Consider the following 15903-nt stretch of genomic DNA (forward strand, 5'->3'; position numbering starts at 1 on the left):
GCCGCAGAGTTGCTCGAAGGGCTTCTCCGTCAGGCGTTCGTAGAGGTACTTCCACGAGTGTCCGGGCTGGGCGGACAGGGGCTTGCGCCCCGAGCCGCTTTGGTCGGACTGCCTACCTCGTGAACCAGCCAACTCTCACTCCGGCTTCGTGGTGACGAGCAGCGAGTTCCACGAGCCCGCTGCCTGCTTGATGTCGGACTCCGTGGCGAACATGTAACGCCATGTCCCAAAGTCCTCCTCGTCGCGCACGGCGCGCGCCCACACCTGCGCCGCCTCGATCTTGCGGATCACGTCTGCGTCCTTGGCGTTGTCGTCCGCCTTGCCCTCGATCAGCCAGAAGACGCCGTTGGTATCGAGCGCGATGAAGTCCGGGAAGTACCGGCCCTCCGGCGTCGGAATGAACGCCTGACCGCCGACGTAGACCCGCAGCCACCATTTGATGTTGGGGTCACGGTCCATGAGCCGGGCCAACTCGAACTCGGTCGAACCCGCGTCGAAGGTCGCCACCGGCATGACGTTGCGCTTCCAGCCCACGTAGGGGACGTTCTTGCGGAACTTCCCCGGTGCGTGAGCCTGGAGAGTCTCGGCAGGGACGGCAACGGGCTCCAACGGAAGTGTCACCGGAGTGAAGTGGTACTCGACCTGCTGCTTGCGGTTGGCGATCTTGTCCCGGATGAGACGGCGCATGCCCTCCACGGCTTGCTCCCGGCGCTTCTGACCCCACTCGTCAGCCTCCCCGGAGTTGAGGACGCCCGCGCCCTTCAAGAACGCCCGCACCAGCCGCTTGGAGGCGTTCTTGCTCGACTTCTCCTGCGGCACCTCGGGCTGCTGCATGATCATCTCCACGAGATCGTCGTAGACGACATCGAGCCCTTCAAGGGTCTGCTGCGCAGTCTCATGCGCCTGCGGAGCCACGTTGATCTCCACCCGGCCATCCGCGCCCACGCGCTCAGCCTCCAGAGCATCGCGGAAGATGAACGTCGGCACCTCGTTGATGAAGGCGACCCCGGCCTGCTCGGCGTCCCCATCGGGGATGTTCGCCAAGGAGAACGGTGCGTGCGCCAGTAGCGAGTCGCGGCGCGGGAAGATGATCTGCGGCGCGTCCTTGACCCGTCCCTGCGGCTTCGGCGCACTCGTGACGAGTCGGTTCTCCGTCTCTTGGAAGAGCAGCGGGGAGGTTTCGGCCTCACCACCTTCGTCCGCGCCGCCCTCCGCCTCCGCGTCGGACTCGTCTCCGAAGAGGGACCACTGTCCGGGCATCGGTGCATTGCCGCCGCCCGCTCCACCTCCCGAGGCGTCGTCCGCAGCGGGGTGGTCTGCCCCGGGGTCGAGGGGCTTGGTGGGATCGACCTCGGCGGTCGTGGCGAAGCCCTGATCGTCCACCTCGACGGAGGAGGACGGCAGTTGGATGCGTTGGCGAAGGACGTCCTTCTGGTCCAGCAACTGCTTGTAGGAGTCGTGGGCAACGAGGTCGACCTGATCCACCGTGGCCAGCCCTGTCCGGGCACCGAACGGGAGGCGCAGTCCTCGACCAAGAATCTGCTCTGTGAGGGTCTGGGAGGCCAGTTTGCGCAGGGCGACGATGACGGCGATGTTCTTCACGTCCCAGCCCTCGCGGAGCATGTTGACGCTCACGATGGCCCGGATCGGAGAGTCGGGCTCCTCCACCTTCGCCAGTGCCTCCAGCGCCTCGTCGGAGGACTGCGAGGTGATCTCCAGAACCTGCGAGCCGTCTCCGATGAGCCCCGGCTGTGCGAGCATCTGCCCCACCTCGGCGGCGTGCTCGATGGTCTGGCAGACCACGAACAGGACCGGCTTGACCGCAGGCGCATCCGGATTGGTCTCGCGGTAGACCGCGTAGGACTCCTCCTTGTGCCGCAGCAACTGACAGGCGTCGGCCAACTGGGTGCGCTCGTCCTTGGTCCCGTCCTTGCGGTAGACGATCACCGGAACCTTGACATGCCCGTCAGCGATGGCCTCACCGAGGGTGTACTGAAAGACGACCTTGCCGTAGTCGGCCTTGTCCGGGGTCGCCGTCAGACCGATCAGCGCCACGGGGTTGAGGTCCCGGATCGCCGCAGAGAACGCCTTGGCCTTCTCGCGGTAGACGTGGTGCTCATCCGCGATCACGAACAGGTCGTCGGCACTCTCCAAGTGAGAGTAGAGGGCGTCACCGAGGTTCTCGTCCTCAGACCGGACCTTGCGGCTCACCTTGTCGGTCGGTCGGATCAACTGCTGGACGTTGAAGACGAACACCTTCAGCCGCCTCGGGTCGCGCAGCACGGCCCCCACGTTGGCAGCCTGAAAGTTGTCCGGCGTGACGATGAAGGGCTCGATGTCCGCCCCAGAGACGTACTTGGCCGAGGCGGCGTCGAAGTTCGCCAGCGTCTTGCGCTGGATCGTTGACCCCGGCGTCACCACAAGCACGTGCCGCACCCCCTGAGTGGCGAGGTACTCGATCAGCGACGACATGAGGAAGGTCTTGCCGACACCCGTGGCGAGGTCCGCGATCATCTCCTCGAACCCCGAGGTCCCCTCCGCGATCCGCCGCACGATCTCGGACAGCGCGTTCTTGTTCGGTTCGCGCAGGTCGAAGCGTGCCGCGATCTCCTCGATCAGCGTCTCGTCGTAGGTGATCTCCACAGTCATCTCACTTCACCGTCCCGTTCGCGAACATGTCCCCTGGAGCCTTCTTGATCCGTGAGCCGGGCGAGAGGCTCTGGAGCAGTTTGGCAGCCTTCGGCAACACGCCCTTGGCCACGATCACCGCCTTCTCCTTCTCGCCCAGGTGCTCGACCACCGTTCGCACGACCGTCTCGTCGGCCACGCCGTCGATCACCGCGAGCCGCTGCCGCTTTCGCACACCGCAGAACACCGGGTCGTCAGGTGTCAGCGTGAACTTCAACTGACCCGCAACAGCCTTCGACCACGCCCCGTTGGTCGCTTCGGGGGACAAGTACACAGACGCGTCGTCGTCATCGACCTCGTACATCGACGGGCCCATCTTGGCCACAGTGAACCCCCCGCCACCTTCCCACTGAAGGGTTGTCGCATCGCGGGTCTTGGTGGCACCCCGAAGTGCCTTGAGAGTTGCGGGATCGAGCCCATCGAGGCTGTTGACGATCTTGGTCAGCATCGTGTTGAACTGCTGTGCCTCGGTCGCCACGACCCCTTCAGGTAGGTCCTCTGAGGCCGCTACGCGCTCGACCGTCGACGTGATTCCGCCTGGCTCGGTGCCTTCAACAACACGGGACAACCGGCTCTGAATCAGAGTCGTCGCCGTGGTGGTTTGAAGTTCCACCGCCACCCACTGCCGACCCATCTTGTGAGCCACGGCAGCGGTTGTTCCTGATCCGGCAAAGCAGTCCAGGACCAAGTCCCCCGGAGTCGTGGCTAGGTGGATGATTCGCTCCAACAGGCGCTCCGGCTTCGGAGTGGCAAACGGACTAGCACCGGGGAAGAGTGCCTTGATCTCAGCCTTGCTGTTCCGATTGCTCCCAACCGCTGAGAACGGCCAGATCGTGCGAGGGGTGGTGCCCCCCTCTGGCCTGTATCCCTTGACCTGGAGTCGTGATCCATCGCTGATGAAGAAGACCTCCGGCCAAGGACCATCAAGGACGGCATCTGCTGACGTTCGGGCCTCTTCGACCGACCCCGCCAAGATCAATGCCGGTACTTCTGATTTCACCTCATCAGTGGTCACGCCGCAGATGCGGGCTCGGACCACCGCGTCATCCAGGACCTCGCGCTTATAGGGAGCCCACTTGCCTATCTCCTCCAGCATCCTCACTTGACCCAACCGCCAGCATCCTCCTTCCGGTGGGTACATGAGTTCGCCGGTGAAGGGGGACTGGATGGCGTAGACCATGCCCTGATGGGTACGCGCTCCTGGTGCGTGGGCTGGCTTGGCGAGCCACGGACGACTGTCCCCGTCAGGTGCGGAGTAGATCGAATCCTGCTTCGCTGTCCGAGCAAGCCGGTTGGGTCGCCACCCGGCGTTTGCCGAGTAGACAAGAATGTAGTCCTGGTCGACCGAGAACTGAGCAGCGTCATTTCTACTTGTGTCCGCTTTCCCCCAGATGATGGTGGAAACAAAGTTCTCCGGCCCAAACTCCTCGTCCAAGAGCACGCGCATCCTGTGCACCTCGGCATCGTCGAGGTGCACCCACACGGAGGCATCCGGAGCGAGCAGCGGCTTGATGTCCCGGATGCGGTCGCGCATCATCGTCAGCCAGATCGAGTGCTCCAACTGGTCGGCGTAGTGCTCGAAGGTCTGCGAGGTGTTGAAGGGCGGGTCGATGTACACCAACTTCACCTGACCGGCGTACTTGACGTAGTACTCGGGGATCGTCCCGAGGGAGCGGAGCGCGTCGCCAGAGTCCCCGATGATGAGCAGGTTCGCGTCAGCCCCGGTCGGACCGTCTACCTCCCCAACCTGCTCCAGCACCTCGATGGACTTGACCTCACGCGCACGGGGGTCGCTGGGGTCGACCCAGGCGTAGTCGTACTTGCCTTCTTCGACCGGAATCAGGGCAGAGTCCTTGCCCATCCACGTCAGTTCCAACCGGCCCTTGGGTTTGCGCTTCATCTACCCGCCTCGCTGCATGATCGTGCCCGGCTTGGGCTCTTGGCCATCGTAGGTCGGGGCCCCGACAGTCCTGGAGGGGACTCGCGGGCCGGTGGGCAAGCGGTTGTAGCGCCACCCAACCCCTTCTTTCTCGCCTCACTGCGTACTTCGGGTGAACTCCCTGATCGCAGCCGCCGACGCCGCCCTGCGAGTCTCAGCCTTGGATGGGCCGCCGTTCACGCGCTGCGCCTGTCGCCGGGCGAACCTGTCCCGACCCTCCGTCAGGAGGTCATCGACCTCGCCCTGCTCCGGAACTGGACCACCGTGCAATCTGGCCTTCTGCACGAACTCGGTGATCTGCTTGGCGAAGAGGTGGCCGTCCGCAACCCAGTAGCCCAGACCGACCAGCACGGCTTCTCGGGCGTAACCGTCCGCCATCGCCTGAGCGACCCCGTTCGTGATGGTCCGCTGCTTGCCGGAAGGGATCGGGGCTCCGGTCTGTCGCATCGCCTCGAAGAACTCAGCCGCGACCGCCTGACCATCTGCTCCAGCCTCGACAAGGAGAGGGGGAGCCGCAGCCATGACAGCAGTGGTGAGGTCGCCCTCCCCGTTGTTCTCTCCCGTTACCTTCTTCCCCACTACTTTCTCCCCCCTATAGGTGGACTCGTCGGGGGGGACGGTGGGGACCAGCGAGGGGGGACGGTCCCCCCTCGTCAGGGGGGACGGTGGGGACTGGTGAGGGGGGACAGGTGGGGCCTGGCTAGGGGGTGCCCCCTCGTCAGGGGGCACCCCCTGCGAGAGCGCAGTTGCCACGTCGAGCACCACGAAGCGGCTGGGGACATTCTTGCCCGTGGCCTCCGAGGCATAGCCCGGCTCGTAGCCGATCAAACCCGCATCGACCAAGGTTCTAACGGCTCGACTGACGGTCTTCGTCGTGACGTTGGCCTGCTGTGCGAGGAACCCGTGGAAGTGGAGGGCCTCGGTCTTTTGGAAGCCGAGCGTGGAGTCGAGCAGAGCGTTCCAGATGACGAAGGCAGGACCGCTCACCAGTTGCCGGGCACGGCTGTTCAGGAGCCGTTGCGCCCGAAGCGCGTCGATGAGCGTCAGGTCGCGTCGCGGCGTGTCTCTTGCCTGGTGAGAGCCAGGTGCTATCTTTGTCATGGTTCTCCAATGAACTTCAAGAAGCGCCCCCAAGCCACCAAGCAATAGGGGGCGCTTCGCTCTTACTTCTTGACTTCCCGCAGGGTGAGCGGCGGCTCCCCGTTCTTCTTGATCCAAGCCTTGACCGCATCCGCGAGCATGACCGACCCCTGCGCCTGCAAGGACCGCTGCTCAGCCCACGCGATGCGCCGCAGGCGATCCCTGAGCACGGGGTCCATGGGGATGGATCGACGGAACTGCGGGTCCCTGGTGGAAACCTCTGGCATGACTCCTCCTTCTCGTGGCTCCTGGAGAGGCTAGGCCAAGAATCTCGCTGCTTTTCCGCCGCGAATCACGTCCACTTGGAATAGCAGGGTGCTTCACTAAACACTTTCGGCAACGATCATTGGCGCTTTGTTTCAAAGGTCGTCTCCAGAAAATCCTTCGTCCACACAGGTCATTTCGGGCGTGTCTTGCTCGCCGGAGCCGGCCACCCAACTCGCTCCTGCCTCCGCACGGTGGGCACGGGCCTGTCCCCGCTCTTCGGCAGAATCAGGTCATGCAGTCTCACGAGTTCTTCATCGAGGACGACACGGCACCAGCGGACGGCTGGGGCGCGGCACGGCCAACCTTCGACACTGACCTCATGGCCCAACTCGCGAGAGGGCCCCTGCCGGGTGACGACGATCTCGCCACGGCCATCAGCCTCGCCCGCCTGACCCATCAGGAGTACCAGGCGTTCGGGACCAACGGCTCCCAGCAGTGGACGGACGAGGACTCACGCATCGCCCTCCGCGCCCTGCGCCTCGTCCTCGACCGTCACGGCATCGAGTTCCGACCACCGTGGCGCGACTTCGAGTCCTTCAGATCGCACTGGATCGCGGTCGGAGCCTCGGGCACCGGAGGGTGGCAGGCTCGCCGGGACATTCTGGCTGAGTGGTTCGGCCCAGTGTTGGAGACGCTGGAAGAAGCAGAGGAGAAGGGTTTCCGTGCCGAACTCGCGCAGCCCATCTCGCCCCGGACGAAGACCGGCTGGGAGCGCGTGGACGACGAGATCGACCAACTCCGCCTGCGCTTCCGCTCCGCCGCGACGACGCAGGACTACAAGGACGTCGGCAACCGCTGCGTCGGCGTCCTGGAGGCCCTGAGCGCGACCGTCTACGACCCGGCCAAGCACTGCCCCGAGGGGATGGCCGAGCCTCCAGTCGACAAGACTGACATCCGCATCGGGGGCTACCTCGATGAACGACTGCCCGGGAAGTCGAACGAGGAACTGCGGGGCCTGACCAAGAAGGCGTCAGCACTCGCACACAAGGTGAAGCACTCGCCCAGCGCAGACCGGACACGTGCAGGGATCGCAGCGGATGCGGTCATCTTGCTGGCCAACATGCTCCGCAGGCTCGCGGAGTAGTTGTGGCTCAGTCGCGCGGAGTGACCGCCGCCCCGGCCCACCCTTCGAACGTCCGCACATCCCTCTCAGGCTCGGGCAGCCCGAGGCGCTGGCGCTCACGCTCGGCTCGGGCATCTTCTCGATCCTCGGCGGCGATCGCAGCATCGAGGTCAAGCAGCCACTGAGGGTGCTGCGACGTGAGGCGATCTGCCATCAGTCCTCCTTGATCGGGTTGGCCGTGAGCGTGCCGGTGTGGGGGTCAAAGTGGATCGCCCGCCCGTCCTTCATCACGCCCACGGGCGGCGCGGCGCCTTCGGGGAGCGGGGCGGTGCTGATGTCACCTGTGGCCGACACATCCACGAGCACGTCGTCGCCTCCGCTCTGGGAGGCGAGGCCGAAGGAGCGCCCCTCATCAGTGACCGCCGTGAGCCGGACCTTGCGCTGCCCTTCTTCACCGATGCACGTTGCTTGGCCCTCGCGGTCGATCCGCATGGGCCCGAGGACGCCCCAGGAGCGGGAGGGGCTCATGACGATTTCGTCTGCTTCCACGGGGTCGCATTTCGGCTCGGAGAGCAGGTCGCCATTCGACGCGTCGAAGACCCTGTAAACGGGCTCGCCCATGGGGATCACGAACCTACCCACGGCCCAGTTGTTCGCGTTGCTCGCCTGCACCGACCCGAGCGTGTGCTTGGGGCTGGGAGCCAGAGACGCGGAGTCGTAGCCCGGGCCAGCGAAGCCGCTCGCACCTCCGTAGTCGCCCGTGATCGTCAGGGCCGTGTTCCCGATGGTGGCGGCTCCTTCCGTCCCTTCACCCTCAACGGGAGGCAGTTCCTTGACCTCACCATCGGGGAGGACGACAGAGGCCGTTCCTTGGGGGTCGCCCCCGAGGAAGAAGCCGAGGCCGATCTCACCGGGCTGCGGAGCCTCTCCCTCCGTGCCTCGGAGGACCACCTCCTTGATCACCTTGCCGTCAGCGATGCTGAAGAGCGCAACCCGAGTGTCGTAGGAGTCCTTGTCCAGTCCCTCGCAAGCGGCTCTTCCGCCATCGACCACCGCCACGACCTCGGGGCTCACCTGTCGTAAGAACGGGAAGCCCCTGTCTCCGCCCGAACGGTCCTCCGATGAGAAGGCGTCCCAGGTCCCCGCCCAGACTTCCTTGCCGTCTGGCCCGAGAGCCCGGACCTTTTCGCCTTCGAGGAAGATCACCCGTTCGCTCGTCACGATGGGCGGCGGGCCCTGCGTGTCCGTGGTCGGCAGGAGCAGGCCCCACTTCGGGGACTCGAACACGTCGGCCACCGGGAGGGTGGGCACGTGAGCGGATTCTGCGGGTGCTCCGCCGTTAGGAGCCGAGGCGTTCGTTGGCGGCGGCTCGGAGGCTGGGGAAGATGAGCAGGCGGCAACCGTAACGCAGGTTACGACGGCGAGCACGAGGCGGGTGACCGGCTGGCGCATGGTGGTGACTCTCTGTGCGGGGGCTGACGGCCAAGGGGACCGTCAAACGTCCTTGGTGCAACGGCCTCAGTGAAACACCTTGCACCGAAGGGTGCAAGACCTTGTACTGCGGTACGCCCTGCTATAGCACTGAGGTGAGACAGTGACCGTTTCCCCTGTCTCAGAGCCGAATCTCGACCACCTTCAGGCGATCTTCCGTGAGCGGAGGGCCGTGAGCGGCATGTCTTACGACGCCCTGGCCAGCCGCTCCGGCCTCACGCGCGGCACCCTCATCAACCTCGGCACCGGGCGCTACCGGGGCGACCTGCGCACGTGGCTGTTGCTCGCCAAGGCGTGGGACGTGCCCCTGGACGACCTGCTGGCCCCGGTCTGGGAGAACGGCAAGCAGTGAGCGCGGAGCGTCCACGACCTCATCCACGCCCTCCGTCAGCGGCAAGTGCGATAGCAGAGGCTGCGAACACGGCCTTACCGCCTCAGCGTGAACTGGTCAGCGACGAAATCCTCAGGCTTGAACGGAATGGCGATGTCCAGGACGATCCCCACCCTGCCGATGTCGGCCAGTCGCATGGGTAGGTGGCCATTGAGGAGACGGCCCAACCGCGTGTAGTCGAGCCCAGCCTGCTCAGCCAGCCACTTCCGGTTGCGCCCCTCACGCTGAAGCGTGCCCCGGACGACGATGGCGAAGCGGTGCTGCATCAGGCTCGCGTAGGCCAGCGCTCGCCGCTGGTCACGATCCGGGTAGCGCTCGAATTGGGCGGTGGGGTTGCGTCCGAACAACTCCGGCAACTTGCAGAAGTCACGGGGAACGTATGAGGGCGGAGACGGCACAGCCCCAGCCTGCCTCACCCATCCCCGTCCCCCGTGCGTCCACGCTGGCCACTGCGAAATCTGCGCCCTAGGCGCAACTTTCTACGACTCCTGGCGCCTCTTGACTGGTTTTACGTGGGGTTCGCCTGCGTCTCCCATGAACAATCACCTACGAGCGCTCCGAAGCAGAGCGCAACTCCGGCCCCGGCCAGAGGTCTACCCCCAGCCACTCCTCCAACCGCGCAATGGCCCCGAAGTCCGGCAACACCTCGCCCTTCAGGGTCCGCTCGACCGTGCGCCTGCTGACCTGCGCCTCGCGCTCGACCGCGTGGAGCGAGGGCTCCCCCTTGACCTTCAGCGCCTCCGTCAGCCGCAGCACGAACTGCTGGCCGTAGACAGCACTCAGCGGGGCGTCCTTCTTCAACCGCCCGGTCGGCCACTGCCCGCGCACGAGGTACTCGTGCGGAGCGAGGTCTCCAGCGGAACGGGGCATGCCCTCAGCCTACGGTCGCGAGCGCTCGATCCCGGGACCGACCTGCTCGATTCCAGGATCGTCGGTGGTACTGGCTATAGTAATGACGTTGGGACTTATAAGACCCACGCGTTTCACGGAGGTAGCCAGTGCCGAAGCACCGCGTCTTGCAGGGGGTCGTTGTGACGACTCCCGAAGGCGTGTTCGCGCACTACCGACCCCGCACTTCCCACGTCCCCGCAGACGTCTGGGAGCACGTTCGGCCCGTTGCGGTCGAGGCGTGCCGCGCTGCCGACTACACCTCGGTCGCCTCGGCGCTGGACTGCATGGCCGCCGTGAGCCACTTCCTCGGCTGGGCGTATGAGCAGGACCTACCGCTCGATCTGGAGTCGGTCTTCGTCCCGAGCCACGTCGAGCGCTACTGCGCGACAGTCCTGAAGGGCCGGGTGGCTTCAAGCCGCTCCACCCTCCGTGGCTACCTGCGGCGGGTCGGGAGGGCCTGCACCAAGCAAGCCCCGTGGACGCCGCCACCGAAGCCCTTCGCCAACTACAAGACGATCCTTCCGCCCTACTCCCCCGCCGAGGTCGATGGCTTCTGGGACGCGGCGCAGGTCCAGTCGACCGACCACCGAGTCCGGGTGGCCTCAATCATGCTCACTCTCGGTCTGGGTGCTGGGATCAAGCCGGGCGAGATGCTCGACGTCACCGCCAGCCAGAGCGTGCGCGTCCACCCGGATGACTCCCGGCTCGTTGTCATCGTGCTGGCGGACCGCACCGTCCCGGTCCTCACCCGATACGCCGACCGCCTGCGCGCCTTCTGCGACCAGTTCCCGGATGGTCCGTTGATCGGCGAGCACAACCCCACCGGCAAGGACCCTTTGGGTTCTCTGCGCCAAGGAATCGCCTGGCCCGATTGGCTACCTCCCTTCCGCGCCAACCGTCTTCGCACCACGTGGATGGCCGAGGTCCTCGCCCAAGACGTCCGAATCTCTGAGTTCATGGCCATGGCGGGCACCGTCTCCTCGAAGTCGCTGGAGGTCATCGCTCCGCACGTCGAGGGCCGCTGGGACGAGGACGCCTACCTGTTCAAGGGGGCGGGTCTTTGAGGACGCCCCATCCCGAGGTCCGCCGCCTGAAGGCGGTCAAGGTCAACGACTTCGACATCCACGACGCCCTGCGCATCGTGGACGACTCCGGCGTGGCCGACCTCCTCCAGGAGGAGATGCCCCGGAAGAAGAAGGGGCGCAAACACGCACATTCGTGGCGCTCGATCCTCGCCTTCTGCCTGCTCACGGCGATCAACCAGCGGACCGGGATGCACCTCGCGTACGGTCAGCGCGTCTGGACCGGCCTGTCCACGCAGGAGCGCGACCTGCTCGGCTTCACCGTCGACCCGGCCAACTCCACCCTCGACCGCTACCTCAACAACCTCGTGTCCGCGACGACCCCAACACTGGACATGGAGACCGGGGAGGTCACCGATCCTCGCGTCTCCGTCTCGCTGGAGGACCTGCTCAACCGGCTGCTCCTCGCGACCACCCGAGGCATCGAGTCTCGGGACACCCTCGCCATCGACGCGATGCCCTTGGAAGCATGGGCACGGCGGCGCGGCTGGAAGCGCGACATCGCCCCGGAGGAGTCCTCCGGTCCCGCCACCGACTACGGCAGCACCTCCCCCAACAACAGGCCCAAGAAGAAGGTCGTGAGCGAGCCGGGCTGGCCACGTGCCCTCGGCAACGGGGACTACCAGCCCTCGCTCGACCCTGACGCCCGCGACGTCTTCATCGGATCGAAGAACCTGTCGTCCTCGCGCATCGGGAACGGCTTCGCTCTCCACGTGGCGTGCGACGTCAGCCCGCTCGGGGAGTCCGACTACCCGCAGATTCCGCGAGGCATCATCCTCGTCCCCGGCAACGAGTCCAGCGAAGAGGCTGGGATCGCCCTCATCGAGTCCCTCAAACGCCAGGGCTACGACCTGCGCCGTGTGATCGTGGACCGGGGCTACACCCAGATGAGCAACTGGGGCCGCTGGCTCAGCGAGCGCCACGTCGAACAGTCCCTGAAACTGAAGGCCAACCAGATGGGGCCCAACCGCAATCCCGTGCCGGGGACCGTGATGATCGACGGACGCCTCTTCGTGGACTGGATGCCCAAGCGCCTGCACCGCCTGCCCGCCTTCGCCTTGGAGTTGACCCAAGCGGAGAGCGCCGCCCTCGCGGAGCGATACGACGAGCGCGCCCCCTACGCCTTCGAACCCAAGGGGAAGCCGCAGTGGGAGCGCGGCGTCCAGCAATACCGAGGTCCGGCCACCACCCGGAAGGTTCGCTGCGCCAACAGCCCCGCGAGTCTTCGCCTTCCCGAGGACCGGCCCGCCTGCCCGACTGTCGCCCAGCACGAGGCAGGCCAGCCGCTGAGTCCCTGCGCCTGCGGCGCACAGCCCAGCCTCGGCCCGGACGACGCCCTCAACCTGCGCCAGCGCTTCCTCTACGGCACCACTAAGTGGCTGGCCGACCACAGCCGCCGCAGCAGCGTCGAGGGCCACAACGCCAACGCAGCCGTCCAGGTCAGTTCCTTGCAGAACCGGCACGCCGTGCGCACCACCCGCAGCGTCGGCAAGCGCGCCCTCCTGACGACCTTCGCTGTCATCGCGTACACGGTTCAGATGATGCGCTCTCGCTACGGCAAGACGCCCTCAACCTTCGAGCCCGACGAAGTGGTCAGCACCCCGCTGCCCAAGCCCGTCGTGCGCGACAAGGACGGCAACACCAAGCGGACCCTCAACGTCATGACCTTCGCCCGGCGCAAGCCGCGTCGACAGCAAGGCTCCTCGCGACCACCGAGACTGCCCGGCCCGCTGACCAAACCCGCTTGGGCCAGTAGGCCGGAGGCGACGTTGAGCCACCGACGCGAGTAGCACCCCATCCTGAGTCAGAACCCCGTCCGGAAGCCCTGGGCGGGGCACTCGTCGTGCCCGAAGGGCGATTCCGGGGCCTGAAGCGGCCCTTGGCGGACTGATCGGGACAGCACAATGGCCCGCCGACCGCTACCAGCCCACCGAAGTAGGTCTGGTCACGGCCATCGGGCCATTGTGGGAACGAAGTCCCGCGTAAATGGGAACTTCACTTGGTGGATGTAAAGGGACTCGAACCCCTGACCTCTCGCGTGTGAAGCGAACGCTCTAACCAACTGAGCTATACATCCGAGGTCTCGCAGGCCTTGCGGCTGCGAGGATGCACTCTACCTGCCAGGCAACGTGAGTGCGAATCGGGCGCCGGCTCAGGTCAACCCGGGCACCGTGCGCAGGAAATCCTCCACCGAGTCGGGCAACATCGTGGGGATGCCACCGACCTTCATCGTCACCCAGAGGACGAAGAGGACGAAGGCGAACGTGGCCAGGGCGACGAGGCCCTGCACCCACCACGGCTGCCGCTTGAGCCATTGGTTCCAGGCGTCGACCTTCCCGCGCGCGAAGTTGAGCAGCCGAGCCGCCCACATGAACTCCGTGGCCCAGATACCCAGACCGAGGAAGACGATCAACCAGCCGGGGCCGGGCAGCGGAATCGCTGCTGCGCCCGCGGCGACGACGATGAACCCCACCACGGCGACCGCGACCCGGTAGGTGTGATTCGAGACCGGATTCGCGGCGAGCTTGCGGCGCCAGGCGTACTTGAAGGTCTTCGGCGAGAACGGCTCTTGGAACTGCTGCTCAGACCCCTCGCCCTCGCGCCCCGTCTTCTTGTCGAGGCTGATCGACTCCCCCATGCGTCTCTTTCCTCTGTTCAGGCCAGGTCGGCCGCGTGCTGCTTGAAAGCCTGAGCCACTGCCGCAGTGACGGGCCCTGGAGCGGTCAGGTTCCGTTGGTCAACGCGTGAGACTGCCTGGACGTCCCGGGTGGTCGAGGTGATGAACACCTCATCGGCGGTGGTCAGGATGTCGAGCGGCAAGGTGACCTCCCGCACCGGGATCGACGCCTTACGTGCCGACTGGATGGTGAGTTCACGAGTGATACCGAGCAGCAGGCCCGACTCGACTGGAGGTGTGAGCACCTCGCCGTCGACGACAACGAAGATGTTGCTGCCGGTGCCCTCGCACAGCTCGCCGCGGGTGTTGGCGAAGATCGCCTCGGTGCCACCACGCTCCTTCGCATACGACAACGCCACGGCGTTCTCCGCGTAGGACGTCGTCTTCAACCCGGCGACCGCGCTCCGCTCGTTGCGGGTCCACGGCACGGTGCTGATCGCGGTGGTCGGCTCAGGGCGCGGCACCGCACTGGCCAACACGATGTAGGTCGGCTTGCCGTCTCCGCGGTCAGAACCGAGCGGACCGGGGCCGGCGGTCACGGAGTAACGCACCCGGCCGAACTCCATCGGTTCCTGCAGCACGGCGTCGATACCGGCGTCCAGGAATTCACGGTCTGCGACCGGAAGACCAAGGCCCTTGAGGGAGGCGTCCAACCGGTCGTGGTGGCGCTCGCGCGCGAACACCTCCCCGTCGACCACCTTGCAGGTCTCGAAGACGGCGTCACCGACGGTGACGACATGGTCGAGGGCGCTGATGCTCGGCTCATCACCGACCAGCTTTCCGTTCACCCATACCGCGATCGTCATGTCGTTCTCCTTCGCTGCGCGTCGACTCGTTACGTTCGGTGTCCATCATGACGGGCCGGGGTCTGGCGCCGCAGCACCGACTCGGCAATGCTCACCAGCCGGCGCGCTTTGAGCTCAGTCTCCTCCCACTCCCCAAGCGGATCGGAGCCCCACGTGATGCCGGCGCCGGTGCCGAACTTCAGCACCGTTTCCTCGGCTGCGCGCTCCAACCAGAAGGTGCGGATGCCGACCGCGAGACGTGCCACGCCGAAATCGTTGTCGACATAGCCGATCGCGCCGCAGTAGGGCCCGCGGTCCATCGTCTCCAAGTCTCGGATCGCTTGCAGCGCAGTTGATTTCGGCGCACCAGAGACCGATCCAGGTGGGAAGGTCGCCGCCCATACCTCCGCCCACGAGACATCGGAACGCAGGCGGGACGACACCGTTGATACCAAGTGCGACAGACCCGGGTGATCCTCCGGAGCACACAACGCGTCGACGCTGACCGTGCCCGGCTCACTGACCCGCGACAAGTCGTTGCGCACCAAGTCGGTGATCATGACGTTCTCGGTAGTGTCCTTGACCAGCATCGAACCCGCAGTACCCGCCGTGCCCTTGATCGGACGCGACTCCAGCCGGCTGCCATCGCGGGCCAGATAGAGCTCGGGCGAGGCGCAGGCGATTGCCAGGCCGGCCTCGGGCAGCTCGATGAGCGCACCGTACGGCGCAGGATTCCCAGCAACGAGTGCATCACCCAGGTCGGAGATCGAAAAGCATTGGGGCACAAGCCGACTGAGTACGCGGCAGACATTGACCTGGTAGACCTCGCCGCGAGCAATTCGCTGGCGCACATCTTCGACCGCGGCGCAGTACGCCGTGCGGTCCAGCGACGTCGTCCAGCTCGACAAATCGTCCGAGCGAAGTTCGAGCGCAGCGTGATCCGTGCTGGGCTGATCGCGGACGTCCCGCTCCACGTGCTCCATCCGGACGGCGGTCAGACGTCCTTCGAAGTCGCCGACGACCGTCCAGAAGCCGGGCTCGTCGAGTGCGTCGAGGTCGTGCCTCACCTCAGCCACGTGGTGTGCCCGCACAGCACCGAAGCGCACCTGCCCCGCCACCGGACCTCCCTGCGAAAAAGGACGGCTCCGCATGCTGCGGGGCCGTCCGTGCGACTGCCTGGGCAAGTCGTGTGGTGGGCGATACTGGGTTTGAACCAGTGACCTCTTCCGTGTCAAGGAAGCGCGCTACCGCTGCGCCAATCGCCCTGGAAATGATCCAGAGCGGACAACCGGGCTCGAACCGGCGACCTCAACCTTGGCAAGGTTGCGCTCTACCAACTGAGCTATGTCCGCCTGCCGCCCTCGCGGGCAACGAGAGGACAATACCCGACAGTTCGCCCACTCTCCAAAACGTCGCGAAGGAGTGGACGCCCCGCGCCTCCCGACCTCCTTCGGTGCCCAGCCGATCCGCAGATAAGGTCAACCTCACC

At 65.8% G+C, this 15903-nt stretch carries 15 protein-coding genes and 3 tRNA genes; 4 read left to right on the forward strand and 14 right to left on the reverse strand.

Translation table 11 applies throughout. From position 1 onward, the window contains the following. Positions 1-135 precede the first annotated feature (135 nt). The 4 genes from J5M86_RS08345 to J5M86_RS08360 all read right to left on the reverse strand — a co-directional run bounded on the left by J5M86_RS08345 (position 136) and on the right by J5M86_RS08360 (position 5994). Complete coding sequence (locus J5M86_RS08345; protein ID WP_188061065.1) at positions 136-2649, reverse strand: DEAD/DEAH box helicase family protein; 2514 nt, start codon at positions 2647-2649, stop codon at positions 136-138. Position 2650: 1 nt separating this feature from the next. Continuing rightward, the gene (locus J5M86_RS08350; protein ID WP_188061064.1) at positions 2651-4588 is read right to left on the reverse strand and encodes a site-specific DNA-methyltransferase; all 1938 of its coding nucleotides are present in this window, start codon (positions 4586-4588) and stop codon (positions 2651-2653) included. Positions 4589-4723: 135 nt separating this feature from the next. Continuing rightward, positions 4724-5728 carry a hypothetical protein gene (locus J5M86_RS08355; RefSeq protein ID WP_188061063.1) on the reverse strand — a complete coding sequence of 335 codons (1005 nt, stop codon included), beginning with the start codon at positions 5726-5728 and terminating at the stop codon, positions 4724-4726. Positions 5729-5790: 62 nt separating this feature from the next. Beyond that, positions 5791-5994 (reverse strand): hypothetical protein, encoded by a 204-nt coding sequence (locus J5M86_RS08360; protein ID WP_188061062.1) that lies wholly within the window; start codon positions 5992-5994, stop codon positions 5791-5793. Positions 5995-6266: 272 nt separating this feature from the next. Between J5M86_RS08360 and J5M86_RS08365 the strand changes: the two genes are divergently transcribed. Beyond that, positions 6267-7118: a hypothetical protein gene (locus J5M86_RS08365; protein WP_188061061.1), complete on the forward strand. Its 852-nt coding sequence runs from the start codon at positions 6267-6269 to the stop codon at positions 7116-7118. A gap of 7 nt (positions 7119-7125) precedes the next feature. Here J5M86_RS08365 and J5M86_RS08370 read toward each other — a convergent pair whose 3' ends face one another. Next, a complete protein-coding gene (locus J5M86_RS08370; RefSeq protein WP_188061060.1) occupies positions 7126-7311 on the reverse strand; it encodes a hypothetical protein in 186 nt (61 codons plus the stop codon). Further along, positions 7311-8408, reverse strand: coding sequence for a hypothetical protein (locus tag J5M86_RS08375; protein ID WP_188061059.1), 1098 nt, complete (start codon positions 8406-8408; stop codon positions 7311-7313). The genes J5M86_RS08370 and J5M86_RS08375 overlap by 1 nt, the downstream gene beginning before the upstream one ends. A 283-nt stretch (positions 8409-8691) precedes the next feature. On the opposite strand from J5M86_RS08375, the gene J5M86_RS08380 reads away from it, so the two are divergent. Then, positions 8692-8940 carry a helix-turn-helix transcriptional regulator gene (locus J5M86_RS08380; RefSeq protein ID WP_244328276.1) on the forward strand — a complete coding sequence of 83 codons (249 nt, stop codon included), beginning with the start codon at positions 8692-8694 and terminating at the stop codon, positions 8938-8940. A gap of 74 nt (positions 8941-9014) precedes the next feature. Here the strand turns inward: J5M86_RS08380 and J5M86_RS08385 are convergent, their stop codons facing one another. Together J5M86_RS08385 and J5M86_RS08390 are read right to left on the reverse strand one after the other, a co-directional pair. Continuing rightward, a complete protein-coding gene (locus tag J5M86_RS08385) occupies positions 9015-9326 on the reverse strand; it encodes a hypothetical protein (RefSeq protein WP_208965000.1) in 312 nt (103 codons plus the stop codon). A gap of 199 nt (positions 9327-9525) precedes the next feature. After that, on the reverse strand, positions 9526-9849 hold the full coding sequence (locus tag J5M86_RS08390; RefSeq protein WP_188061057.1) for a transcriptional regulator: 324 nt from the start codon (positions 9847-9849) through the stop codon (positions 9526-9528). Between the two features lie 161 nt (positions 9850-10010). Here J5M86_RS08390 and J5M86_RS08395 point away from each other — a divergent pair, with 161 nt between their 5' ends. Next, positions 10011-10934 (forward strand): hypothetical protein, encoded by a 924-nt coding sequence (locus J5M86_RS08395; protein ID WP_188061056.1) that lies wholly within the window; start codon positions 10011-10013, stop codon positions 10932-10934. Next, complete coding sequence (locus J5M86_RS08400) at positions 10931-12742, forward strand: transposase (protein WP_188061055.1); 1812 nt, start codon at positions 10931-10933, stop codon at positions 12740-12742. The genes J5M86_RS08395 and J5M86_RS08400 overlap by 4 nt, the downstream gene beginning before the upstream one ends. Positions 12743-12952: 210 nt before the next feature. Here J5M86_RS08400 and J5M86_RS08405 read toward each other — a convergent pair. The 6 genes from J5M86_RS08405 to J5M86_RS08430 all read right to left on the reverse strand — a co-directional run bounded on the left by J5M86_RS08405 (position 12953) and on the right by J5M86_RS08430 (position 15766). Beyond that, positions 12953-13029, reverse strand: a tRNA-Val gene (locus J5M86_RS08405). A 75-nt stretch (positions 13030-13104) separates the two neighbouring features. Then, positions 13105-13590, reverse strand: a complete 486-nt coding sequence (locus J5M86_RS08410) for a TIGR02611 family protein (protein WP_188061054.1) — start codon at positions 13588-13590, stop codon at positions 13105-13107. Positions 13591-13607: 17 nt separating this feature from the next. Then, positions 13608-14435 (reverse strand): aminotransferase class IV, encoded by an 828-nt coding sequence (locus tag J5M86_RS08415; protein WP_188061053.1) that lies wholly within the window; start codon positions 14433-14435, stop codon positions 13608-13610. Between the two features lie 29 nt (positions 14436-14464). Beyond that, entirely contained in the window at positions 14465-15532 is a 1068-nt protein-coding gene (locus J5M86_RS08420) for a chorismate-binding protein (protein ID WP_244328277.1), read from the reverse strand. Between the two features lie 72 nt (positions 15533-15604). Further along, positions 15605-15679, reverse strand: a tRNA-Val gene (locus J5M86_RS08425). 14 nt (positions 15680-15693) lie between these two features. Continuing rightward, positions 15694-15766: transfer RNA gene (locus J5M86_RS08430), tRNA-Gly, on the reverse strand. Positions 15767-15903 lie beyond the last annotated feature (137 nt).

It is taken from the genome of Yimella sp. cx-51 (assembly GCF_017654605.1).
Lineage (GTDB): Bacteria > Actinomycetota > Actinomycetes > Actinomycetales > Dermatophilaceae > Yimella.